Here is an 18990-nt window from a genome sequence, read left to right as displayed (position 1 = left end):
GCGCAGCCCGACGGGGCGCCGTGCAGGTCGGCTCAGGCGCCCTCTGCGACCGCCCCCGCTGTCGCGCCGGCCTCGGAGCCGGAGCCGGCGTCGATCGAGGTCTGCCGGCCGCGCTGCTCGACCGTGATCCTGCGCGGCTTCGCGCGCTCGGCGATCGGGATCGTGAGCATCAGCACGCCGTGCTCGTAGTTCGCCTGGATGCGCTCGAGGTCGACATCGGCGCCGAGCCCGAGCTGGCGGATGTAGCGGCCGGCCGGTCGCTCCTGCGCGAGCCACTGCGCACCGTCGGCGGCACCGATGGTGCGCTCGGCCTGGATCGTGAGCGTGTTGGCGTCGACGTCCAGCTCGATCGAGCCCGGATCCACGCCCGGGAGGTCGACGTTCACGACGTAGTGATCTCCGGACCGGTAGAGGTCCATCGGCATCCAGCTCGCCGATCGCTGCGTGCCGCCGCTCGTCAGCAGGCGTGCGGCCATGCGATCCATCTCGCGGAAGGGATCGAAGGTCAGTGCCATGACAACCACCTCCTCGTTCGCGAGCCGCCGCCCCGTGCGGCGGCCCCGGTGTCTGTGGCAGCCCCGCGGCTACCGCGGGGACGGCTCCATTGTTGGCACTCTTGCCTGGAGAGTGCCAAAAATCTGCTGACAGGATTCTGAGCGTCGGGCAGCCGGGGGAGAAGCGTAGGGTCAGCCCCCTGTCCGACCCGCCATCGCCGGGGCAGGCTCGAATCGCTGCTGCGGCTTCGGTCGCGCATCGCAGCCCGACCCTCATGGAGCCACCATGCCCGATCTCGTCCTGGACGCATCCGCCATCCAGAAGTCCTACGGCCGCGGCGACGGCCGCTTCGACGCGCTCAAGGGGGTGTCGATGCAGGTGCGCAGGGGCGAGTCGCTCGCGATCATCGGCAAGTCGGGCTCCGGCAAGTCGACCCTCATGCACATCCTCGCGCTGCTGGATGCCCCCGACGCCGGCACGCTGGCGATCGAGGGCGTCGACTCGGCGAGCCTGAGCCAGACCGACATCCACCGGCTGCGCAACCGCGACTTCGGCTTCGTCTTCCAGCAGTTCTTCCTGGTGCCGGATGCCACGGTGCTCGAGAACGTCGTGCTGCCGCTGAAGATCGCCGGCGTCGGCGCCCGCGAGCGCACCGAGCGCGGCATGGCGGCGCTGCGCGCGCTCGAGCTCGACGACAAGGCGAAGAACAGGGCGACGGCGCTCTCGGGCGGCCAGAAGCAGCGAGCGGTCATCGCTCGCGCGCTCGTGAACAGCCCGACCGTGATCTTCGCCGACGAGCCCACCGGCAACCTCGACACCGTCACCGGTGGCCTGGTCGAAGACATCCTGTTCGACCTCAACCGCGAGCAGGGCATCACGCTCGTGATCGTCACGCACGACGAGGAGCTCGCCGCCCGCTGCGACCGGCAGATCCATCTGCGTGACGGCCTCGAGATCGACGCGCCCGAACCCACCGCATCCGCCCCCTCGCGCACCGTCGCGAGCGCTGTCCAGGAGGTCTCGGCATGAAGACCCGCGACGTCATCGCCTCGGCGGTGCAGAACACCTTCCGCAGCAAGCTGCGCACCTCGCTCACCGTGATCGCCATCTTCATCGGCGCGTTCACGCTCACGATGACGAGCGCGATCGGCGCCGGCGTCTCGAGCTTCATCGACAGCCAGGTCGGTGCGATCGGCGCCCCCGGCGTGCTCGCGGTCACGCCCGCGCCCGCCGACGGCCCGGTCGCCGACGGCCCCGCCGTCTACGACCCCGAGCGCGCCACCGGCGGCGCGAGCATCGACGGCCCTCCCGGCATGGCCGCGGGCGGCATGAATGAGGCAGACCTTGAGCGCATCGCCGAGGTCGAGGGCATCACCGGCGTCTCGCCCATGGTCTCGATGCCGGTGGACTACATAGCAGCGGCGGGCTCCCAGCAGTACGAGCTGCCGATCGACCTCGCCTCCGGAGCGTTCATCCCCGATCTGGCCGCAGGCGCGGCCGTCGACGACCGCGCCGAGAGGCAGGTGCAGCTGCCCGCCGACTACGTCGAGGCGCTCGGCTACACCGACGCTGAGGCCGCCATCGGTCAGCCGGTCACCCTCGGGGTGACGGATGCGGTGGGCGAGCACCACGAGGTCGGCGCGGTCATCGCAGGGGTCACGAATCCGGGGCTGCTGAGCCTCGGCGCCGAGGGCAACCAGGCGCTCGCCGATGCGGTGCAGGAGGCGCAGCAGAGCGGCATCACCGGCGACGTCGCACCCGTGTACCTCGCCACCAACGCGACCATCGACCCGGCGTCGACCCCCGAGCAGATCGCCGCGATCAAGGTCGACCTGCTCGAGGCGGGCTTCCAGGGCCAGACGACGGCCGACCAGATCGGCGCGTTCAAGACCGTGATCGACGTGGTCACGGGCATCCTGAACGCGTTCGCGGTGATCGCGCTGCTGGCTGCCGGCTTCGGCATCGTCAACACGCTGCTGATGAGCGTGCAGGAGCGCACCCGCGAGATCGGCCTGATGAAGGCGATGGGGATGCGCTCGGGCAAGGTCTTCGGGCTGTTCTCGATGGAGGCGGTGTTCATCGGCTTCCTCGGCAGCGCGATCGGCGCGGGCGTCGCCATCCTCACCGGGCTCATCGCGGCGCCGCTGCTGGCCGAGGGGCTCTTCGCCGAGCTGCCGGGGCTCGAGATCGTGCGCTTCGAGCCGCTCTCGGTGGCCGTCATCATCGCGGTGGTGATGGCGATCGCGTTTCTCGCCGGCACGCTGCCCGCCCGCCGGGCGGCGCGCCAGCACCCGATCGAGGCGCTGCGCTACGAGTAGCGCGGGCGCGCCGCGCCGGCCGGCACAGAGATAGGGCGATGTGCTCTCACCGATGACTGGCGGGAGCACACCGCCCTATATCTGCCGCTGCGGGGCGTGCGCGAGCATGCGCAGCGCCGAGCGCACGCGCACGGGCCGGCACCCCGCATCCGTCAGCGCGCCCACGATCGCGGGCTCGCGCCGGGCGAGCAGCAGCCCGCGCTTGACGAGGAACGCTGGGCTCTTGCGGTGCTCGCGCAGGTCGCGGGCGAAGCGCAGCGCCATCGTCACCCAGCGCGAGCGGTGCACGCACAGCGCGTCGTCGAGGATGCCGCGGCGACGCGCCTCTGGGATCATCTGCGCGACGAAGATGCCCTCCGCGACGAACAGGGTCGCGCCGTCGAGCGTGATCTCGCGACTGCCGACGGATGCGCTGCGCGAGATGTCGTAGATCGGCGCGGTCGTGCGGCCGGTGCGCGCGAGCTCCTCGAGGGCATCGGCTGCCCGGTCGAGGTGCCAGGAGCCCGGGTGGTCCCAGTCGACCTCGCCGGACTCGAGCCGCGGCAGCGCCGGGTCGTCATGCTCGCGGTAGAAGTCGTCGAGCCGCAGCAGCGGCAGGCCCGAGTGCTCGGCGATGCGCGACTTGCCAGAGCCGGAGGCGCCGCCGATGAGCACGACGCGCGCGAGTGGCTCGTCGGTCGCAGGCATGCAGACGATTCTGCCGGATGCGCGGGGTGCGGCGCGCACGTCGGCCCCCGGTAGCGTCGAGGGCGTGAGCGAGACCACGAGATCGACCATCCTCCGGGGTGCGAACCCGGCCGTGCAGCTGCTGGACGGCGAGGAGACGGTGGCGCTGGCCTCCGTGTGGCGCGTCGACGAGTCGGCGATGGGCTCGGGCACGGCGCTCATCCTGTGGCACGCGGGCCGCGTGCGCGTGATCGGCGCGGACCCCGGACTGAGCTCGTGGCTGTCGGGCCGCTTCGTGCGGCACTTCCCCGAGGCCGAAGGGCTCGACTGGTCGCAGGTCGAGGTGCGCACCGAGGAGGTCGAGATCGAGCTCGACATCGAGACCGGGCTCGTCGCGCGGGCCGGCGACATCGAGGTGCGGATCGCCGAGCCGATCGGGCAGCGCGAGGTGTCGGTCGACGACTTCGCACTCGACGGCGTCCCGCATCACCTGTCGCTGCGGCGCGCGCCGTGCCGGCAGGCCATGATCACGGTCGGCGGGCGGCTGCTCGCCGGTGAGCCGCGCGTCGACGAGTCGGGCGAGCGCCCGCAGTCGACCGCGTTCCTGGCCGTCGACGAGGTCTGGAGCCGCTGAGGCTGGCGCGCTCGTGAGGCCGAGCAGTCCGAGAAGCGATCGCCGGGGCTGGGCGCCAGGGGGCTATCGGTCAGCCGGCGTCCTCGAGGAATCGCTGCAACAGGCCGATCGTGACCGCCGGCTGCTCGGAGTGCACCCAGTGGCCCGCGCCTTTGACGGTCACGCGGCGCACGTTCGGGAAGCGCGCCTCCATCGCCTCGCGGAACTCGTCGCGCACGTAGCCCGAGTCGGCGCCGCCGATCCACAGCACCGGTCCCTCGTAGACGGCGTCGGTCTCGGGGAATCCGCGCAGCACGTCGAGGTCGCGGCGCAGCACGTCGAGGTTGGGCAGCCAGCGCCACCCGCCGCCCTCGGCGCCGCTCTCGCGGCGCAGGTTCGTCAGCAGGAAGGCGCGCACGCCGGGGTTCGGCACCGCGTCGGCGAGTGCCGCGTCGGCCTCGCCGCGCGAGCCGAGCGCGCCGAGGTCGATGGCCTGCATCGCGTCGATGAAGCCGCGGAACTCGTCGGCCGACCGGTACTGCACCGGTGACACGTCGACCACGACCAGCCGCTCGACCTTCTCCGGATGCCGCAGGGCCGTCAGCATCGCTGCCTTGCCGCCCATGGAATGGCCCACGAGCGTGGCGGGCTCCTCGATGACGTCCGCCACCGCATCCGCCATCTCGACGTAGTCGAGCCGCTCCGTCCAGGCCGACTGGCCATGGTTGGGCATGTCGACGAGCATGACGCGGTGCTCGGGTGCGAGCGCCTTGCCGATCTGCGTCCAGTTCTTGCCCTGGCCGAACAGTCCGTGGCAGAAGACGACGGGCGAACCGGCTTCGCCGAGGCGCGTGGTGTGGAGGTCGCTCACGCCGCCAACCCTAGCGACGGGCGCGGCGCCGTCGGCGGTCGATGGCGAGCTGGCCGGCGGCCACCACGAGCAGCGTGGCGGCGACCGCGAGGCAGGCGCCGATCACGCCCAGCACGCCGATGTCGTAGCTCGCCGGGTCGAGCATCGGGTACCAGTAGGGCGTCTCGCTCGCCTGGACCGTCGTCTTCGGTGCGCGCAGGAAGGTGAGGCCGAGCCAGATGAGCGGGAAGATGAGCACGGTGCCGACATCGCGCCAGTGCAGCTGGCGCCTGCGCGGGCAGAGGATCCAGTCGAGCAGCATCCACAGCGGAGCGACGAGGTGCAGCACCTCGTTCGACCAGTCGAGCGTGGCGCCCTGCGGCAGCTCGACGTCGCGCATGGTCGCGTTGTAGACGATGCCGGTGACCAGCATGAAGCTCGTCACGCACAGCAGCACCACGTCGAAGCGGCGGCCGATGCGCGGCAGGCCGAAGTGGGCGGCGATGAGGATGCCGAGGGTCGCCACGGCCAGGATGTTCGACTCGACCGTGAAGAACGAGAGGTAGTTGGTGACGTTGCGCGGCACGTCGCCGTAGCCCTGCTGGCCCCAGAAGGTGAGGCTCGTGGTCAGCTGGCCGGCGATCGCCGCGACGATCAGCGCAGCCATCACGGCTCGGCCGACGAGCAGGGCTCGAGAGCCTCGAGAGACCGTGCTGCGCTGCATTGCGTCGCGGGCCGTGACTGCCTGGACCATCCTTCGACCCTAGGCGTGACCGTGCACGATGCGCGAACTCGCGGCCTCAGTGTCAGCCGAAGATTGCCGGAAGAGCAGAGTGCGCCTCCGGGCCGATCTGGGCGATGGCCGCGTGTCGTCAGGCGGCGACGGGCTGCGCCTCGCCGGCTCGCCGACGGGCGCGCGAGATCGCGATCATGCCCCAGGCCGCCAGCACCACGGTCGCGGCGATGATCACGCACATGATGGCGACGCCGACGTAGCCGTTCGCGTGGGTGGCTGGGTCGAGGAACGGGTAGGGGTACCACCAGTCGCGGCCCGTCGCCTGGTCGCGGGTGAACGGCCCGCGCAGCAGCGTGTAGGCGAGCCACACGAGCGGGAAGATCACGACGACGCGCAGGTCGCCGAAGCGCAGCTCGCGCTTGCCCGAGCTCAGCAGCCAGTCGGCGAGCATCCACAGCGGGGCGATGAGGTGCAGCACCTCGTTCGACCAGCCGAGGGTCGCGCCCTGCGGCAGCTCGATGCCGCGCAGCAGCGTGTTGTAGACGATGCCGGTGACGACCATGTACGTCGAGACGCAAAGCAGCAGCACGTCGAAGCGGCGGCCGATGCGAGGCCGGCCGAGTTGCGCGGCGACCAGCACCGCGAGCACCATCACGGCCAGCACGTTCGACTCGATGGTGAAGAAGCTGAAGAAGTTCAGCACGTTGAGCGGGATCGACTCGTCGCCACGCGCCGTCCAGAACGTGATGCTCGTGATGAGCTGCCCGACGACTGCGGCGAGGATCGCGATCGCGATGACGGCACGGCCTACGAGGAGAAATCGGCGGATGGGTGAGGCCTGCGTCGGCGTGGTCGACATGCGTGCTCCTGGGCTCGGCGCATCCGGCGCTGGAGCGGGCGCCCAAGCGGTCACGGCGATCCTACGCACGGGTGTGCGGTGCAGAGCGCGCAGACCCGCCCGCGCCGTCGCCCCGCTGGGGCGGGCGAGGCGGGCGGGGTGCCGGGCGGAAGCGTCGCTGCGGCCTATCGACGCACGTCCGTGTCGTCGACCTCGAAGCCCGCGCGGTCGACCCTGCGGTGGAAGCGCATGCCCGCGAGGCCGCCGAGCACGGCGCCGACGAGTGCCACGATCGCGACCACGACGCCGGAGATGATCGTCGCGGTCGTCGCCTGATCCTCAGGCAGCGGCAGCGTCGGCATGGAGCCGGGCGGGAGCGCGAAGTTCTGGCCGACGGCCAGTCCGATGACGGCCGCGATGATCGCGATGACCACCGCCCACACCCAGACGGCGACGCCCTGCTTCACACCGTCGAACCGCGCCATGCGCCCGGCCACGTAGCCGCCGCAGAAGTAGCCGACGAGCCAGATGACGAGCAGGATGACGATGCCCCAGATGCCGGTCGACTCCAGGTTCTGCTGCGCTCCCTCGACGGCGTCGTCGATGCCGCCGGTGAGCGAGGCGATCAGCGTGGCGATGGCGGCGGCGAGCGCGGTGAGCAGCACGACGGCACCCGTCGCAGTGAGCCAGCCGAAGAACGCCGCGCCCACCTTCACGCCGCCGAACCGCTCGCGCTCGCGTGCTACGACGACGTCGCGGTCGCTGGCGACGACGTCGCGGTCGACGACGCCGGCCCGATCATGCCGTCCGTCGTCGACGACGCCGGCCCGGTGCCGTCCGTCGTCGCCGACGTACCTGTCTCGGTCGCCCACCGTGCTGTCCCGATCCGCGACGGGGCGTCGTCGCTCGGGGTCGTCGACGATGTCATCGCGTCGGCCGGTCGGGTCGGGTGCGTCTGTCCGACGGTCTGCGTCGGCGCTGTGCGGCTGGTTCCGAGGAACCGAGCCACCGGGGCCTGTGGCGGTCATCTCGCTCTCCTCACATTGCTCACGTCGTCGTGCGCGCAGCGCCGCGATCGACGTCTTGTCCCCCAGTATCCGCCGCGAGGAGCCGCCGTGACCGTTTTCGGAGGCCACGTCCAGGAAGACCGCTGTAGCGAATCTTCAGCATTCGGAGTAAACTTGAGTCAACACCACTCAAGTTTGATGATGGGTGCGGATGCGTCGGGGGAGACGCCAGCACCCGGCAAGGGGGATACATGGCAAGGATGGGCGGCATGATGCCGGGTCAAGAGGAGCAGCAGTCGGCGCTCGAGCAGTTCGGCACCGACCTCACCGCGATCGCGCGCGCCGGCAAGCTCGATCCCGTGATCGGTCGCGACAGCGAGATCCGGCGCATCAGCCAGGTGCTCTCGCGGCGCACGAAGAACAACCCGGTGCTCATCGGCGAGCCCGGCGTCGGCAAGACCGCCGTCGTCGAGGGCCTCGCGCAGCGCATCGTCGCCGGCGACGTGCCCGAGAGCCTCAAGGGCAAGACCCTCATCGGGCTCGACGTCAACGCGATGATCGCCGGCTCGAAGTACCGCGGCGACTTCGAGGAGCGCATGAAGAACGTGCTCGCCGAGATCGCCAAGGCCGAGGGGCAGATCGTCACGTTCATCGACGAGCTGCACATCATCATGGGCGCCGGCGCCGCCGAGGGCAGCCAGGGCGCTTCCAACATGCTCAAGCCCATGCTCGCGCGGGGCGAGCTGCGCCTGATCGGCGCGACCACGCTCGACGAGTACCGCGAGTTCATCGAGAAGGACGCGGCCATGGAGCGCCGCTTCCAGCAGGTGTACGTGGGCGAGCCGAGCGTGGAGGACACGGTCGCGATCCTGCGCGGGCTCAAGGAGCGGTACGAGGCCCACCACAAGGTCACCATCGCCGACAGCGCGCTGGTCGCAGCCGCATCCCTCTCCAACCGCTACATCACCGCGCGCCAGCTGCCCGACAAGGCCATCGACCTGATCGACGAGGCCGCCAGCCGGTTGCGCATGGAGATCGACTCGGCGCCGACCGAGATCGACCAGCTGCGCCGCACGGTCGACCGCATGGAGATCGAGCGCCTGGCGCTGAAGCGCGAGCGCGATGAGGCCTCGCAGGAGCGCCTCGCGCTGCTCGAGACCAACCTCGCCGAGCACCGCGCGCAGCTGGCCGAGCTCGACGAGCGCTGGCAGGCCGAGCGCTCGAGCCTGAACCGCATCGGCGGCCTGCGCGAGCAGCTCGACGAGCTGCGCGGCCGGGCAGAGCGGGCGCAGCGCGAGGGCGACCTCGAGCGCGCCAGCCGGCTGCTCTACGGCGACATCCCGAAGGTCGAGAAGGAGCTCGCCGAGGCCGAGTCGACCGCCGCCGAGTCCGGCGCGCGCATGGTCGGCGACCAGGTCTCGAGCGACGACATCGCCTCGGTGGTCGCCGCCTGGACCGGCATCCCGGTCGGGCGACTCATGCAGGGCGAGACCGAGAAGCTGCTGGCGCTCGAGGACGAGCTCGCGAAGCGCGTCGTCGGCCAGCGGCAGGCCGTGGGCGCGGTGGCCGATGCGGTGCGCCGCACCCGCGCGGGCGTCTCCGACCCCGACAAGCCCACCGGCTCGTTCCTCTTCCTCGGCCCCACCGGCGTCGGCAAGACCGAGCTGGCGAAGGCGCTCGCCGAGCTGCTCTTCGACGATGAGAAGGCGCTCGTGCGCATCGACATGTCGGAGTACGGCGAGAAGCACTCGGTCGCGCGCCTGGTCGGCGCCCCTCCCGGCTACGTCGGCTACGAGCAGGGCGGGCAGCTGACCGAGGCGGTGCGCCGCCGCCCCTACTCGGTGATCCTCATGGACGAGGTCGAGAAGGCCCACCCCGAGGTCTTCGACCTGCTGCTGCAGGTGCTCGACGACGGCCGCCTCACCGACGGGCAGGGCCGCACGGTCGACTTCCGCAACACCATCCTCATCCTCACCTCCAACCTGGGCTCCGCGTTCCTCACCGACCCGACGGTGCCCCAGGCGCAGGCCCACGAGCAGGTGATGGGCGCGGTGCGGGCGGCGTTCAAGCCCGAGTTCGTGAACCGGCTCGACGACATCGTCATCTTCGACGCGCTCTCGCCCTCGGAGCTCGGCTCGATCGTCGACATCCAGATCGGCGGCCTCGACCGCCGCCTGCACGAGCGGCGCCTGGTGGTCGAGGTGACGGATGCTGCCAGGCAGTGGCTGGGGGAGCGCGGCTACGACCCCATGTACGGTGCGCGACCGCTGCGCAGGCTCATGCAGCGCGAGATCGACGATCGGCTGGCGCGCGCGCTGCTGGCGGGCGAGGTGCGCGACGGCGACACCGTCGTGGTCGACGTCGCCCCCGGCGGCTCGGGGCTCTGGGTCGGCCGCGCCGACGCCGAGCGGCCGGCGCAGTGGTCGTTCGACACCGACGCGCGTCCGAGCATCCAGCCCGACGCATCCAACGTCGTGGAGGGGGAGCCGCTCGACGACCTCTAGTCGTAGGCAATCGCGGGCGGCCCACGGGCCGTGCTCGAAATGGCCATCCAGCGCTGCGCTGGGTGGCCATTTGCGATGCTCGGGCGAAATCCTCCTGCGCGGGAGGTTGCGATGCTGCCTCCACCAGGAGTAACGTCTCCATGTTATGCACCACTGTTGCGCATACTGCAACACATACTGAATTGGATGGACGAAGATGTCCCGTTTCCGTACTGCAACCATTGGCCTGACGGCTGCGGCAGCTGCCGCGGTCCTTCTCACCGGATGCGTCGACCGTGCTGGCGCCGATACGGCACCTGACGCGTTCCCGACCGGCGACATCACCTTCTACACGCCGACGCAGGCCGGCGGTGCGACCGACCTGACGGCTCGCACCCTGGCGACAGCGCTCGAGTCCGAGCTGGGCGTCTCCGTCATCGTCGACAACCGCCCCGGGGGCGCCGGTTCGGTCGGCATGGAGCACGTCGCCGGTCAGGCGGCCGACGGCCACACCATCGCGGTACTGCCCGTCGAGGTCGCCATGCTCGGCCACCTCGACTACGACACGGATCCTGCGGACTACGACTTCCTCGCGCAGGTGAACTCGCAGCCCGGCACGATCGCGGTGCCGGCCGACAGCCCGTACGAGACACTTGGCGACCTCGTCGCTGCCGCGGAGGCCGCGCCCGGCACCATCACCATCTCCAATGCAGGTGCGGGATCCATCTGGGAGGCTGGCGCGCTCGAACTCGGCTCGGCTGCAGGCGTCGAGTTCCAGGGCGTGCCCTTCGACGGCGGCGCTCCCGCAGTGACCGCCGCAGTCGGTGGCCAGGTCGATGCAGTCGTGGCCGGTATCGGCGAGACGGCGCCCGCACACGAGGACGGACGGCTGCGCGTGCTCGCGGTCTTCACTGAGGAGCCGGCGCCAGCCCTCGACGGCGTCCCGACAGCGACGGAGCAAGGCTTCGACGTCGTCATCGGCAGCTGGGCCGTCGTCGCGGCACCGGTAGGCCTTGACGCCGCAGTGCGCTCCACGCTGGAGGATGCTCTGCAGGTCGCCGCGGAATCCGCCGCGTACATCGAGTTCATCGAATCCAGCGGCAACATCCCGCTCTTCCTCGGCGCCGAAGAGACCACCGCCTTCGTCAGCGCCGAGCATGAGCGCTTCGGCACGCTGCTCGCCGGACGATGACCGCGATGGTCGAAGAGCGCACCGTGCAGGCGACAGAGGTGAATGATCTAGAGCAGGCACCGGATCAGCCCGCGCAGTCGACCAGGCTGCGCGAGATCCTGATCGGCGCCGGGGTCGTGGCGGTCGGCGCCACGGTGCTCCTGCTCGCACAGCAACTCCCGGCCGAGGCGGCCAACAGTGAGTTCGGCAGCCGTTGGTGGCCGAGCCTCATCGGGGGCGCGATCACCCTGCTCGGACTCGCCGTCGCGATCGTCGGCGCTCTTCGACCTCCGGTCCGCGACTGCGAGGAACCGGGTGCGACCGGCATCTGGCAGCTCCTCGCGATCCTTGGGCTCATCGTGGTCTACGGCATCGCGTGGCGGTTCGCGCACTTCCTCGTCGTCACCCCGCTGCTGGTGCTGGGCATCATGACGCTGCTCGGCGGACGGGGCTGGCGATCGCTCGTACTGGTCCCCGTCGTGGTGACCGGCGCGCTCTACGGCGTGTTCGGGCTGCTCCTGCGGGTTCCGCTGTGAGCGACGTCATCGCTGGCGTCGGCGCCCTCCTCGATCCGACGGTGTTGCTGTGCCTGATCATCGGCACGCTGCTCGGCACCCTCGTGGGTGCCGTGCCCGGCATCACCGCCACAATGGCCGTCGCGCTTGCAACTGGCTTCACCCTCACCCTGGAGCCGATCCAGGGACTCGCGGTGCTGCTGTCGATCTATGTCGCGGCACAGTTCGGCGACCGTGTGCCGGCCATCCTCGTGAACACTCCTGGCACACCCGCATCCATCGCGACGACGTTCGACGGGTTCCCGCTCGCGAAGGCGGGCCGTGCAGGTGTCGCACTCACCAGCTCTGCGCTCGTCTCTGCCGTCGGCTCGCTCGCCAGCATCCTCATCCTCGTGTTCCTTGCGCAGCCGATCGCTCGGATCGCGCTGAGCTTCGGCCCGATCGAGCTCTTCGCGCTCGTCGTGTTCGGCATGACGATGATGGTCGGCGTCTCGAACGGACGGATCGCGAAGGGGCTCGCTGCCGGCGCCGTCGGGCTGCTGCTCGGCGCTGTCGGGCGCGACCCGATCACCGGCGATCACCGGTTCACCTTCGGTTTGCCGGAACTCACGTCCGGCCTCCCGTTCATCGCCGTGATCATCGGCGTGTTCGGGCTCGCCGAGATCTTCAATCAGATCATCGAGGCGCGCCGCGGCGGGACGGCGTCGCCGATCGAGCAGCTCGGGCGCTGGTGGCCGGATCGTGCCGAGCGGCGCACCCTCGTCAAGCCGACGGCGATCGGCACCGGCATCGGCGCGGTCGTCGGCGTCGTGCCCGCTGCGGGCGGCGACATCGCCGGCATCATCGCCTGGGATCAGGCGCGCAGGGCGTCCCAGCACCCGGAACGGTTCGGCAAGGGCTCACTGGAGGGTCTCGCCGCGCCCGACAGCGCCAGCACCGCAACCATGGGCGGCTCGGTCACGACGACCCTGGCGCTGGGAGTCCCCGGCGACTCGGTCATGGCGGTGATGCTCGGCTCGATGATCGTCTGGGGGCTCCAGCCCGGGCCGTCGCTGTTCGTGGAGAACCCCGACCTGGTGTTCAGCATCTCGGGCATCATGATCGTCGCGACCCTCGCCGCACTGGGGCTCGCGCTGGTGCGCATGCAGGGCGTCGTGAAGCTGCTCAAACTGCCGCTCAACGCCCTCGCCGTCGTCATCATCACCTTCTGCATGGTGGGCACCTATGCGGTGCAGAACAGCGTCTTCGATGTGATCGTGATGCTCGTGTTCGGCATCGTGGGCCTCGGCATGAAGCGGTGGGGCTTCCCCGCAGGCCCCCTGGTGCTCGGGCTCATCCTGGGACCGCTCGCTGAGAGCAACCTCCGTCGAGGTCTGCTCATCGACGGCCCGTTCGCGGCCTTCCAGAGCCCGATCGCCGCATCGCTCATCGCGCTGAGCGTGTTCGCGCTCATCGCGCCCGCCGTGCTCCGCACCCTGAAGAGAAGGTCGAAGCCCCGTGCCGACGCTGCTGCCCCCCGCTGATCGTGACCGGGTGCTGTGCATCGGGGAGAGCATGGCGTTGGTGACGCCCGTCACCGCAGAGCCGCTGCGGACTGCCGAAGGGTTCGCGATCCGGGTCGGCGGCGCCGAATCGACCGTTGCCCTCTACCTCGCTGATGCCGGCCACCGAGCCTCCTGGACGAGCAGGCTCGGCGACGACCCGCTCGGCCAACGACTGCTCGACGAGGTCGAAGCCCACGGTGTCGATGTGTCATCGACGGTGCTGGTCGAGGGCGAGCCGACCGGTGTCTACTTCAAGGATCCGGGCGGCGACGGGACGGCAGTGCACTACTACCGCTCTGGCTCGGCGGCGTCTCGGATGGGGCCCGACCTGCTGGATGGCCTCGATCTCGACGACGTCGCGATCATCCATGTCTCGGGCATCACGGCAGGGCTGTCGGTGAGCTGCGCCGCGCTGCTCGAGGCCACGTTCGATGTTGCGACGCAGCGCGGCATCTTCGTCTCGTTCGATGTCAATCACCGTCCGGGCCTCTGGAGCGCCGCCAAAGCTGCACCCGTGCTGGGACGATTCGCCAGCCGAGCCGATCTCGTGTTCGTCGGTCGAGACGAGGCGGAGTCGTTGTGGGGCACCGGCGAGGCCGCGCCGGTGGCTCGGCTGCTGGGGCTGCGGGGGACGCTCGTCGTCAAGGACGGCCCGATCGGTGCCATCGAGCTGGATGCCGACGGCTCACAGACCTTCGTGCCCGCCCACGTGGTGGATGTGGTCGAAGTCGTCGGCGCCGGCGATGCGTTCACGGCGGGCTATCTCGGCGCACTGCTGCGCGGCGCCGATGCGGCCGGGCGGCTGCAGGAGGGCCACGACATTGCGGCTCGCGCGCTCAGCAGCACGCAGGACTTCGTCCCCCGCGCTGCCGTGCCCATCACCGTCGCGATGGGATCCTGACGCCATGTCACAGACCATCCAGCGCGCCGCCACGGTGCTCGAGCTCGTCAGCATCCGGCCAAGGACTCAGTCCGAGGTTGCCGAGGTCCTGGGTGTCCACCGGTCGACCGCGCTTCGCATCCTCGGCACCCTCGGCGAGAGCGGCCTGGTGCGCCGCCGACCGGACGGCACCTACGGTGTGGGCTATCGCCTCACCTGGTTCGCCAGCCTCGCGTCGGAGCAGTTCGAACTGCGCGACCTCGCGCGACCCCGCATCGCGGAGCTCGGCGCCGAGTGCGGTCACACCGTGCACCTCGCTGTGCTCGAGGACGATCGCATCGTCTACGCCGACAAGATCGACCAGCCAGGCACGGTGCGCATGTACTCGCAGATCGGGCAGCCGGTGAGGCTCCACACCTCGGGGGTCGCCAAGGCGATCCTCGCGCACGTCGACGCAGAGGTGCTCGAGCGGATGCTCGACGGGTATGCGTTCGAGCGCTTCACCTCGACGACGCTCACGTCGCGCGGTGACTTCGACGACGATCTCGCCGCGGTCCGCCAGCGCGGCTGGGCGAGCGACGACGGCGAGTTCGAGGATTTCATCAACTGCGTGGCGATGCCCGTTCGAGGCCCCGACAGCAAGGTCATCGCGGCCGTCTCGATCACGGCGCTGCGCGCACAGGCGGAGCTCGACGAGCTCGAGGGCCTGCTTCCCCGGCTCGCACAGGTGTGCGAGGGAATCTCGAAGAGCATCGGATGGAGACCATGAGCGAGTGGTTCGAGGCGTCGTTCACGCGCAGCCCAGTGATGGCGATCCTTCGCGGCTACAGCCCGGAGCAGACGGTCGCGCTGGCAACGCGAGCGTGGGAGCTGGGCATCGAGACCGTGGAGGTGCCGATCCAGGATGAGCTCGGTGTCGCTGCCCTCACCGCTGCCGTCGAGGCCGGTGCGCGGCGTGACAAGACCGTAGGTGCGGGTACCGTGACCTCGATCGAGCGCGTCGAGCGCGCGGCCGCGCTCGGGGCGTCGTTCACCGTCGCGCCCGGGATGAGGGCCGACGTCGCGTCGGCCAGCCTCGCGAACGGTATGCCGCATCTGCCAGGAGTCGCGAGCGGCACCGATGTGCAGATCGCCCTCGAACTCGGCATCGACGTGGTCAAGGCGTTTCCGGCCTCGGTGCTGGGCGCCGAATGGATCACCGCGATGCGCGGCCCCTTCCCGACGGTGCGATTCGTCGCCACCGGCGGGATCAATGCCCGCAACGCGCGCTCCTTCCTCGCTGCCGGAGCCGCCGTCGTCGCCGTCGGCTCCGCTCTCGATGACGAAGAGCAGCTGCCGCTGCTCGCAGCACTGACCGACCGCGACGCATCAGTCGTCACCCACTAAGGAGACCCATGCCCGCCCAGATCCAGCCCGTATACGCGCCCGCAGAGGACCGCTTCGACCGCATGCAGTATCGCCGCGTCGGCACCAGCGGGCTCAAGCTGCCCGCCATCTCGCTCGGCACCTGGCACAACTTCGGCGACGACACCCCATTGCAGCGGCAGCGCGAGCTACTGCGGCATGCCTTCGACCTGGGCATCACGCACTTCGACCTCGCCAACGGCTACGGCCCGCCCGCCGGGTCGACGGAGAAGAATGTCGGGCGCATCCTCGCCGAGGACTTCGCCGGCCTGCGACAGCAGCTGATCATCTCGTCGAAGGCCGGCTATCCCTTCGTGCCTGGCCCCAATGGCACAGGCGGCGGCCGCAAGACGCTGCTCGACAGTCTCGATATCTCGCTCGAGAGCCTGCGGCTCGATTACGTCGACATCTTCTATAGCCACCGCTTCGATCCTGAGACGCCCATCGAGGAGACCGCGTCTGCGCTCGACGAGGCAGTGCGCTCCGGTCGCGCCCGCTACATCGGCATCTCCTCCTACTCCGCTGAGCGCACGCGGCAGATCGCCGCCGAGATGCGCCGTCTGGGCACGCCGCTGCTCATCCACCAGCCCTCCTACTCGATGCTCAACCGCTGGATCGAGGAGGGTGAGCCCTCGCTGCTCGAGACGACTGCGGCCGAGGGCGTCGGGGTGATCGCGTTCTCCGGCCTGGCACAGGGGCTGCTGACGAACAAGTACCTCGATGGTGTGCCCGAGGGTTCGCGCGCGACCCAGGGCAAGACGCTGCGCGACGGCATGCTGAGCGATGAGAACCTCGAGCGCGTGCGAGCGCTCAACGCGATCGCTGAGCGACGCGGCCAGACGCTCGCGCAGCTGGCTCTGACGTGGGTGCTGCGCGATGAGCGCATCACCTCCGCACTCATCGGCGCGAGTCGACCCGAGCAGCTCGACGACACGGTGCGCTGCTTGCAGAGCACGCCGCTCACCGACGCTGAACTCGCCGAGATCGACGAGCACGCGCAGGACGGTGGCCTCAACATCTGGGCCGCCTCGTCGGAGGGGTGAGCGCTGTGAGCATGCCGCCGCTCGGCACCCCCGAGCTCTTCGCACAGGTGCAGGCTGAAGAGCGCGAGCTCGTGTTCGACGCCTTCACGCGCGACGACGCCTGGATGCTCGGCAGCAGGCTGCGCACCGCTGCACTCGAGCGCGGACTGCCGATCGTGATCGGCATCGTCTTCGCGGGCCAGCGGCTCTTCCACACCGCGCTGGAGGGGGCGACGCCCGACAACGACGCGTGGCTGGAGCGCAAGACGCGCGCCACGCTGCAGTACCACCGCTCGTCGTTGGGCGTCGGTGAGCAGTTCCGTGCTCGCGGGGGCAGTTTCGAGTCGGATGCACGACTCGATCCGCGCGAGATCGCCGGCAACGGTGGGGTGCTGCCGATCACCGTGCACGGCCTCGGCGTCGTGGGCGCTGTCGGGGTCTCCGGGCTCCCGCAGCTCGAGGACCACGCGTTCGTCGTAGAGCAGCTGCGGGCGCACCTGCGTGGCCTCTGAGGGATCCGTCACTCGATTGCGCACCGGCTCGCGGCGTTCCGCGCGCGGCAGTTGAGCGGTCGCAAGCGGCACGATCCTCGGCCGGCGCCGAGCGGCCCGCGCAGTGGCCCGCGCCGACGCAGTGTCACGCCCTGCGCGCGCTGAGCCTCGCTCTGCGCTGCGCGAATCGCTCGTCCGCATCGATGAGCTCGGTGGCGCCATGCAGATGGACTTCGACACGGCGGTGGAGCTCGACGCGCCCGGCCTCAGCGATCTCGGCCTCCGGCGCGTCGTCGACATCCTCGAGGCTGAGCAGCCCGCGCTCGATGACAGCTGCTCGGGTATCGGGGGCGAGCGAGGGCAGCGCCTGCTCGATCTCTGCCATGTCAAGCGCCATGGTCTGATCGTACGGACGGCTGCTGACGCAGGCCATGATCCAGATGCGGGCTCTGGAGAGACATACGCTGAGCGGATGTCCGTGATCGCGGACATGACGATTGCCAGACTGACGGACACCGCGGGAGGAAGACGATGGCCTCCGCCCTGCCCCCGCTGACGCCCGGCCCGCACCGCGCGCGGCTCGGGGTCATCTCGCTCGTCGCATGCTTCGGCGGGCTGCTGTTCGGCTACGACACCGGCGTCATCAACGGTGCGCTGCGGCCGCTGAGCGCAGAGCTCGGCCTCGAGGCCCTCACGCAGGGCATCGTGACCAGCTCGCTCGTGTTCGCCGCCGCGATCGGGGCGCTCGCGGGCGGCAGGCTGTCGGATGCGTTCGGTCGCCGCACGATGCTCGTCGCGCTGGCCGTGCTGTTCTTCGTCGGCACGCTCGTGCTGGTGCTCGCGCCCGGGTTCGCGGTGCTCGTGATCGGTCGCGTGCTGCTGGGCCTCGCCGTCGGCGGCGCCTCGACGGTGGTGCCGGTCTACCTGGCGGAGCTGGCGCCGTACGAGATCCGCGGCTCGATCTCGGGCCGCAACGAGGTCGCCGTCGTCGGCGGCCAGCTCGCGGCGTTCATCGTCAACGCGATCCTCGGCATCGCGCTCGGCCACCTCGACGGCGTGTGGCGCATCATGTTCGCGGTGTGCGCGCTGCCGGCGATCGCCCTGTTCGCCGGCATGCTGCGGATGCCCGAGTCCCCGCGCTGGCTCGTCCGCCACGGCCGCCGCGAGGAGGCGCTCGCGGTGCTGCGCACGGTGCGCGCAGAGGATCGGGCAGTCGCCGAGCTGGCGCAGATCGAGCTCGTCGCCGGCGACCGCCACGAGCGACTGGCGCTGTCGGCGGTGCTGCGCAGCCGCTGGCTGCGGCGCATGCTGCTGGTCGGCATCGGCGTGGGCGTCGCGCAGCAGCTCACCGGCATCAACTCGATCATGTACTACGGCCAGAGCGTGCTGGTCGAGTCGGGCTTCGACGAGCAGGCGGCGCTGATCGCCAACATCGCGCCCGGCGTCATCGCCGTGCTGGGTGGCTTCATCGCGCTGTGGATGATGGATCGCGTCGACCGCCGCACGACGTTCCTGCTCGGCTTCGGCCTCACCACGGTGTGCCACGTGCTCATCGGCGTCGCGTCCATCGCGCTCGAGCCAGGGCACCCCATCCGCCCCTTCGTCATCCTGGCGCTCGTCGTGGCATTCGTCGGCTCGATGCAGACGTTCCTCAACGTGGCGACGTGGGTCTACCTGTCCGAGATCTTCCCCCTGCGGATGCGCGGGCTCGGCATCGGCATCGCGGCCTTCGCGAACTGGGTGGCGAACGGCGCGCTGGCGCTGTGGTTCCCGACGCTCGTCGAGGCGACCGGCATCACCGGCACCTTCTTCCTGTTCGCCGCGGTCGGCGCGCTCGCGCTCGTGTTCGTGGCGACGCAACTGCCCGAGACGCGCGGCCGCACGCTCGAGGGGCTCGAGACCGGGCTGGCGAGCGGCAGCGTCTTCGCCCGGCGGTGATGAGCCCGGCGGCCTGCGC

Annotated in this window: 20 protein-coding genes; 13 read left to right on the top strand and 7 right to left on the bottom strand. The window is 70.3% G+C overall.

Features of this window, described 5'->3' with window-relative positions:
- Positions 1 to 32: 32 nt before the first annotated feature.
- Positions 33 to 515, bottom strand: a complete 483-nt coding sequence (locus tag BM288_RS06005) for an Hsp20/alpha crystallin family protein (protein ID WP_092916911.1) — start codon at positions 513 to 515, stop codon at positions 33 to 35.
- Between the two features lie 265 nt (positions 516 to 780).
- Here BM288_RS06005 and BM288_RS06000 point away from each other — a divergent pair, with 265 nt between their 5' ends.
- Positions 781 to 1524, top strand: coding sequence for an ABC transporter ATP-binding protein (locus BM288_RS06000; RefSeq protein WP_092916909.1), 744 nt, complete (start codon positions 781 to 783; stop codon positions 1522 to 1524).
- Positions 1521 to 2813: an ABC transporter permease gene (locus tag BM288_RS05995; RefSeq protein WP_092916906.1), complete on the top strand. Its 1293-nt coding sequence runs from the start codon at positions 1521 to 1523 to the stop codon at positions 2811 to 2813. Before BM288_RS06000 ends, BM288_RS05995 begins: the two co-directional genes overlap by 4 nt.
- Before the next feature lie 75 nt (positions 2814 to 2888).
- On the opposite strand, the gene BM288_RS05990 is transcribed toward BM288_RS05995, so the two are convergent.
- Positions 2889 to 3500 carry a uridine kinase family protein gene (locus BM288_RS05990; RefSeq protein WP_092916904.1) on the bottom strand — a complete coding sequence of 204 codons (612 nt, stop codon included), beginning with the start codon at positions 3498 to 3500 and terminating at the stop codon, positions 2889 to 2891.
- 64 nt (positions 3501 to 3564) lie between these two features.
- Between BM288_RS05990 and BM288_RS05985 the strand changes: the two genes are divergently transcribed.
- The gene (locus BM288_RS05985; protein WP_092916902.1) at positions 3565 to 4113 is read left to right on the top strand and encodes a hypothetical protein; all 549 of its coding nucleotides are present in this window, start codon (positions 3565 to 3567) and stop codon (positions 4111 to 4113) included.
- A gap of 70 nt (positions 4114 to 4183) precedes the next feature.
- On the opposite strand, the gene BM288_RS05980 is transcribed toward BM288_RS05985, so the two are convergent.
- From BM288_RS05980 to BM288_RS05965, 4 genes are all read right to left on the bottom strand, one after another.
- Positions 4184 to 4963: an alpha/beta fold hydrolase gene (locus tag BM288_RS05980; protein ID WP_092916900.1), complete on the bottom strand. Its 780-nt coding sequence runs from the start codon at positions 4961 to 4963 to the stop codon at positions 4184 to 4186.
- Between the two features lie 10 nt (positions 4964 to 4973).
- Positions 4974 to 5609, bottom strand: a complete 636-nt coding sequence (locus tag BM288_RS05975; protein WP_092917750.1) for a Pr6Pr family membrane protein — start codon at positions 5607 to 5609, stop codon at positions 4974 to 4976.
- Positions 5610 to 5814: 205 nt separating this feature from the next.
- Positions 5815 to 6537 carry a Pr6Pr family membrane protein gene (locus BM288_RS05970; RefSeq protein WP_177220273.1) on the bottom strand — a complete coding sequence of 241 codons (723 nt, stop codon included), beginning with the start codon at positions 6535 to 6537 and terminating at the stop codon, positions 5815 to 5817.
- A 164-nt stretch (positions 6538 to 6701) separates the two neighbouring features.
- On the bottom strand, positions 6702 to 7544 hold the full coding sequence (locus BM288_RS05965) for a hypothetical protein (RefSeq protein ID WP_092916899.1): 843 nt from the start codon (positions 7542 to 7544) through the stop codon (positions 6702 to 6704).
- A gap of 230 nt (positions 7545 to 7774) precedes the next feature.
- Between BM288_RS05965 and BM288_RS05960 the strand changes: the two genes are divergently transcribed.
- The 9 genes from BM288_RS05960 (at position 7775) to BM288_RS05920 (ending at position 17054) form a co-directional block, all read left to right on the top strand.
- A complete protein-coding gene (locus BM288_RS05960; RefSeq protein ID WP_092916897.1) occupies positions 7775 to 10027 on the top strand; it encodes an ATP-dependent Clp protease ATP-binding subunit in 2253 nt (750 codons plus the stop codon).
- 196 nt (positions 10028 to 10223) lie between these two features.
- Positions 10224 to 11198: a tripartite tricarboxylate transporter substrate binding protein gene (locus tag BM288_RS05955; RefSeq protein ID WP_092916895.1), complete on the top strand. Its 975-nt coding sequence runs from the start codon at positions 10224 to 10226 to the stop codon at positions 11196 to 11198.
- Between the two features lie 5 nt (positions 11199 to 11203).
- Positions 11204 to 11713: a tripartite tricarboxylate transporter TctB family protein gene (locus BM288_RS05950; RefSeq protein ID WP_177220272.1), complete on the top strand. Its 510-nt coding sequence runs from the start codon at positions 11204 to 11206 to the stop codon at positions 11711 to 11713.
- Positions 11710 to 13215 carry a tripartite tricarboxylate transporter permease gene (locus BM288_RS05945; RefSeq protein WP_092916891.1) on the top strand — a complete coding sequence of 502 codons (1506 nt, stop codon included), beginning with the start codon at positions 11710 to 11712 and terminating at the stop codon, positions 13213 to 13215. The genes BM288_RS05950 and BM288_RS05945 overlap by 4 nt, the downstream gene beginning before the upstream one ends.
- Entirely contained in the window at positions 13190 to 14137 is a 948-nt protein-coding gene (locus tag BM288_RS05940; protein ID WP_318255362.1) for a sugar kinase, read from the top strand. The genes BM288_RS05945 and BM288_RS05940 overlap by 26 nt, the downstream gene beginning before the upstream one ends.
- Positions 14138 to 14141: 4 nt before the next feature.
- Positions 14142 to 14885, top strand: a complete 744-nt coding sequence (locus BM288_RS05935; protein WP_092916889.1) for an IclR family transcriptional regulator — start codon at positions 14142 to 14144, stop codon at positions 14883 to 14885.
- Positions 14873 to 15502 carry a bifunctional 4-hydroxy-2-oxoglutarate aldolase/2-dehydro-3-deoxy-phosphogluconate aldolase gene (locus BM288_RS05930; protein ID WP_092916886.1) on the top strand — a complete coding sequence of 210 codons (630 nt, stop codon included), beginning with the start codon at positions 14873 to 14875 and terminating at the stop codon, positions 15500 to 15502. The genes BM288_RS05935 and BM288_RS05930 overlap by 13 nt, the downstream gene beginning before the upstream one ends.
- Positions 15503 to 15510: 8 nt before the next feature.
- A complete protein-coding gene (mgrA, locus tag BM288_RS05925) occupies positions 15511 to 16563 on the top strand; it encodes an L-glyceraldehyde 3-phosphate reductase (protein ID WP_092916884.1) in 1053 nt (350 codons plus the stop codon).
- Positions 16564 to 16574: 11 nt separating this feature from the next.
- Positions 16575 to 17054 carry a heme-degrading domain-containing protein gene (locus tag BM288_RS05920; protein ID WP_092917746.1) on the top strand — a complete coding sequence of 160 codons (480 nt, stop codon included), beginning with the start codon at positions 16575 to 16577 and terminating at the stop codon, positions 17052 to 17054.
- 124 nt (positions 17055 to 17178) lie between these two features.
- Here the strand turns inward: BM288_RS05920 and BM288_RS05915 are convergent, their stop codons facing one another.
- Positions 17179 to 17430: a hypothetical protein gene (locus BM288_RS05915; protein WP_092916882.1), complete on the bottom strand. Its 252-nt coding sequence runs from the start codon at positions 17428 to 17430 to the stop codon at positions 17179 to 17181.
- 134 nt (positions 17431 to 17564) lie between these two features.
- Between BM288_RS05915 and BM288_RS05910 the strand changes: the two genes are divergently transcribed.
- Complete coding sequence (locus BM288_RS05910; protein WP_092916880.1) at positions 17565 to 18971, top strand: sugar porter family MFS transporter; 1407 nt, start codon at positions 17565 to 17567, stop codon at positions 18969 to 18971.
- Positions 18972 to 18990 lie beyond the last annotated feature (19 nt).

It is taken from the genome of Agrococcus baldri, from assembly GCA_900114805.1.
GTDB classification, from domain to species: Bacteria; Actinomycetota; Actinomycetes; order Actinomycetales; family Microbacteriaceae; genus Agrococcus; species Agrococcus baldri.
This window is presented reverse-complemented; position numbering and strand designations above follow the sequence as displayed.

Coding starts and splice junctions, on each gene's coding strand:
- BM288_RS05920 (WP_092917746.1), top strand. CDS start 16,575: ATGCCGCCGCTCGGCACCCCCGAGCTCTTCGCACAGGTGCAGGCTGAA.
- BM288_RS05975 (WP_092917750.1), bottom strand. CDS start 5,609: ATGGCTGCGCTGATCGTCGCGGCGATCGCCGGCCAGCTGACCACGAGC.
- BM288_RS05990 (WP_092916904.1), bottom strand. CDS start 3,500: ATGCCTGCGACCGACGAGCCACTCGCGCGCGTCGTGCTCATCGGCGGC.
- BM288_RS05910 (WP_092916880.1), top strand. CDS start 17,565: ATGGCCTCCGCCCTGCCCCCGCTGACGCCCGGCCCGCACCGCGCGCGG.
- BM288_RS05955 (WP_092916895.1), top strand. CDS start 10,224: ATGTCCCGTTTCCGTACTGCAACCATTGGCCTGACGGCTGCGGCAGCT.
- BM288_RS06005 (WP_092916911.1), bottom strand. CDS start 515: ATGGCACTGACCTTCGATCCCTTCCGCGAGATGGATCGCATGGCCGCA.
- mgrA (WP_092916884.1), top strand. CDS start 15,511: ATGCCCGCCCAGATCCAGCCCGTATACGCGCCCGCAGAGGACCGCTTC.
- BM288_RS05935 (WP_092916889.1), top strand. CDS start 14,142: ATGTCACAGACCATCCAGCGCGCCGCCACGGTGCTCGAGCTCGTCAGC.
- BM288_RS05970 (WP_177220273.1), bottom strand. CDS start 6,537: ATGTCGACCACGCCGACGCAGGCCTCACCCATCCGCCGATTTCTCCTC.
- BM288_RS05950 (WP_177220272.1), top strand. CDS start 11,204: ATGGTCGAAGAGCGCACCGTGCAGGCGACAGAGGTGAATGATCTAGAG.
- BM288_RS05960 (WP_092916897.1), top strand. CDS start 7,775: ATGGCAAGGATGGGCGGCATGATGCCGGGTCAAGAGGAGCAGCAGTCG.
- BM288_RS05995 (WP_092916906.1), top strand. CDS start 1,521: ATGAAGACCCGCGACGTCATCGCCTCGGCGGTGCAGAACACCTTCCGC.
- BM288_RS05965 (WP_092916899.1), bottom strand. CDS start 7,544: ATGACCGCCACAGGCCCCGGTGGCTCGGTTCCTCGGAACCAGCCGCAC.
- BM288_RS05915 (WP_092916882.1), bottom strand. CDS start 17,430: ATGGCGCTTGACATGGCAGAGATCGAGCAGGCGCTGCCCTCGCTCGCC.
- BM288_RS06000 (WP_092916909.1), top strand. CDS start 781: ATGCCCGATCTCGTCCTGGACGCATCCGCCATCCAGAAGTCCTACGGC.
- BM288_RS05930 (WP_092916886.1), top strand. CDS start 14,873: ATGGAGACCATGAGCGAGTGGTTCGAGGCGTCGTTCACGCGCAGCCCA.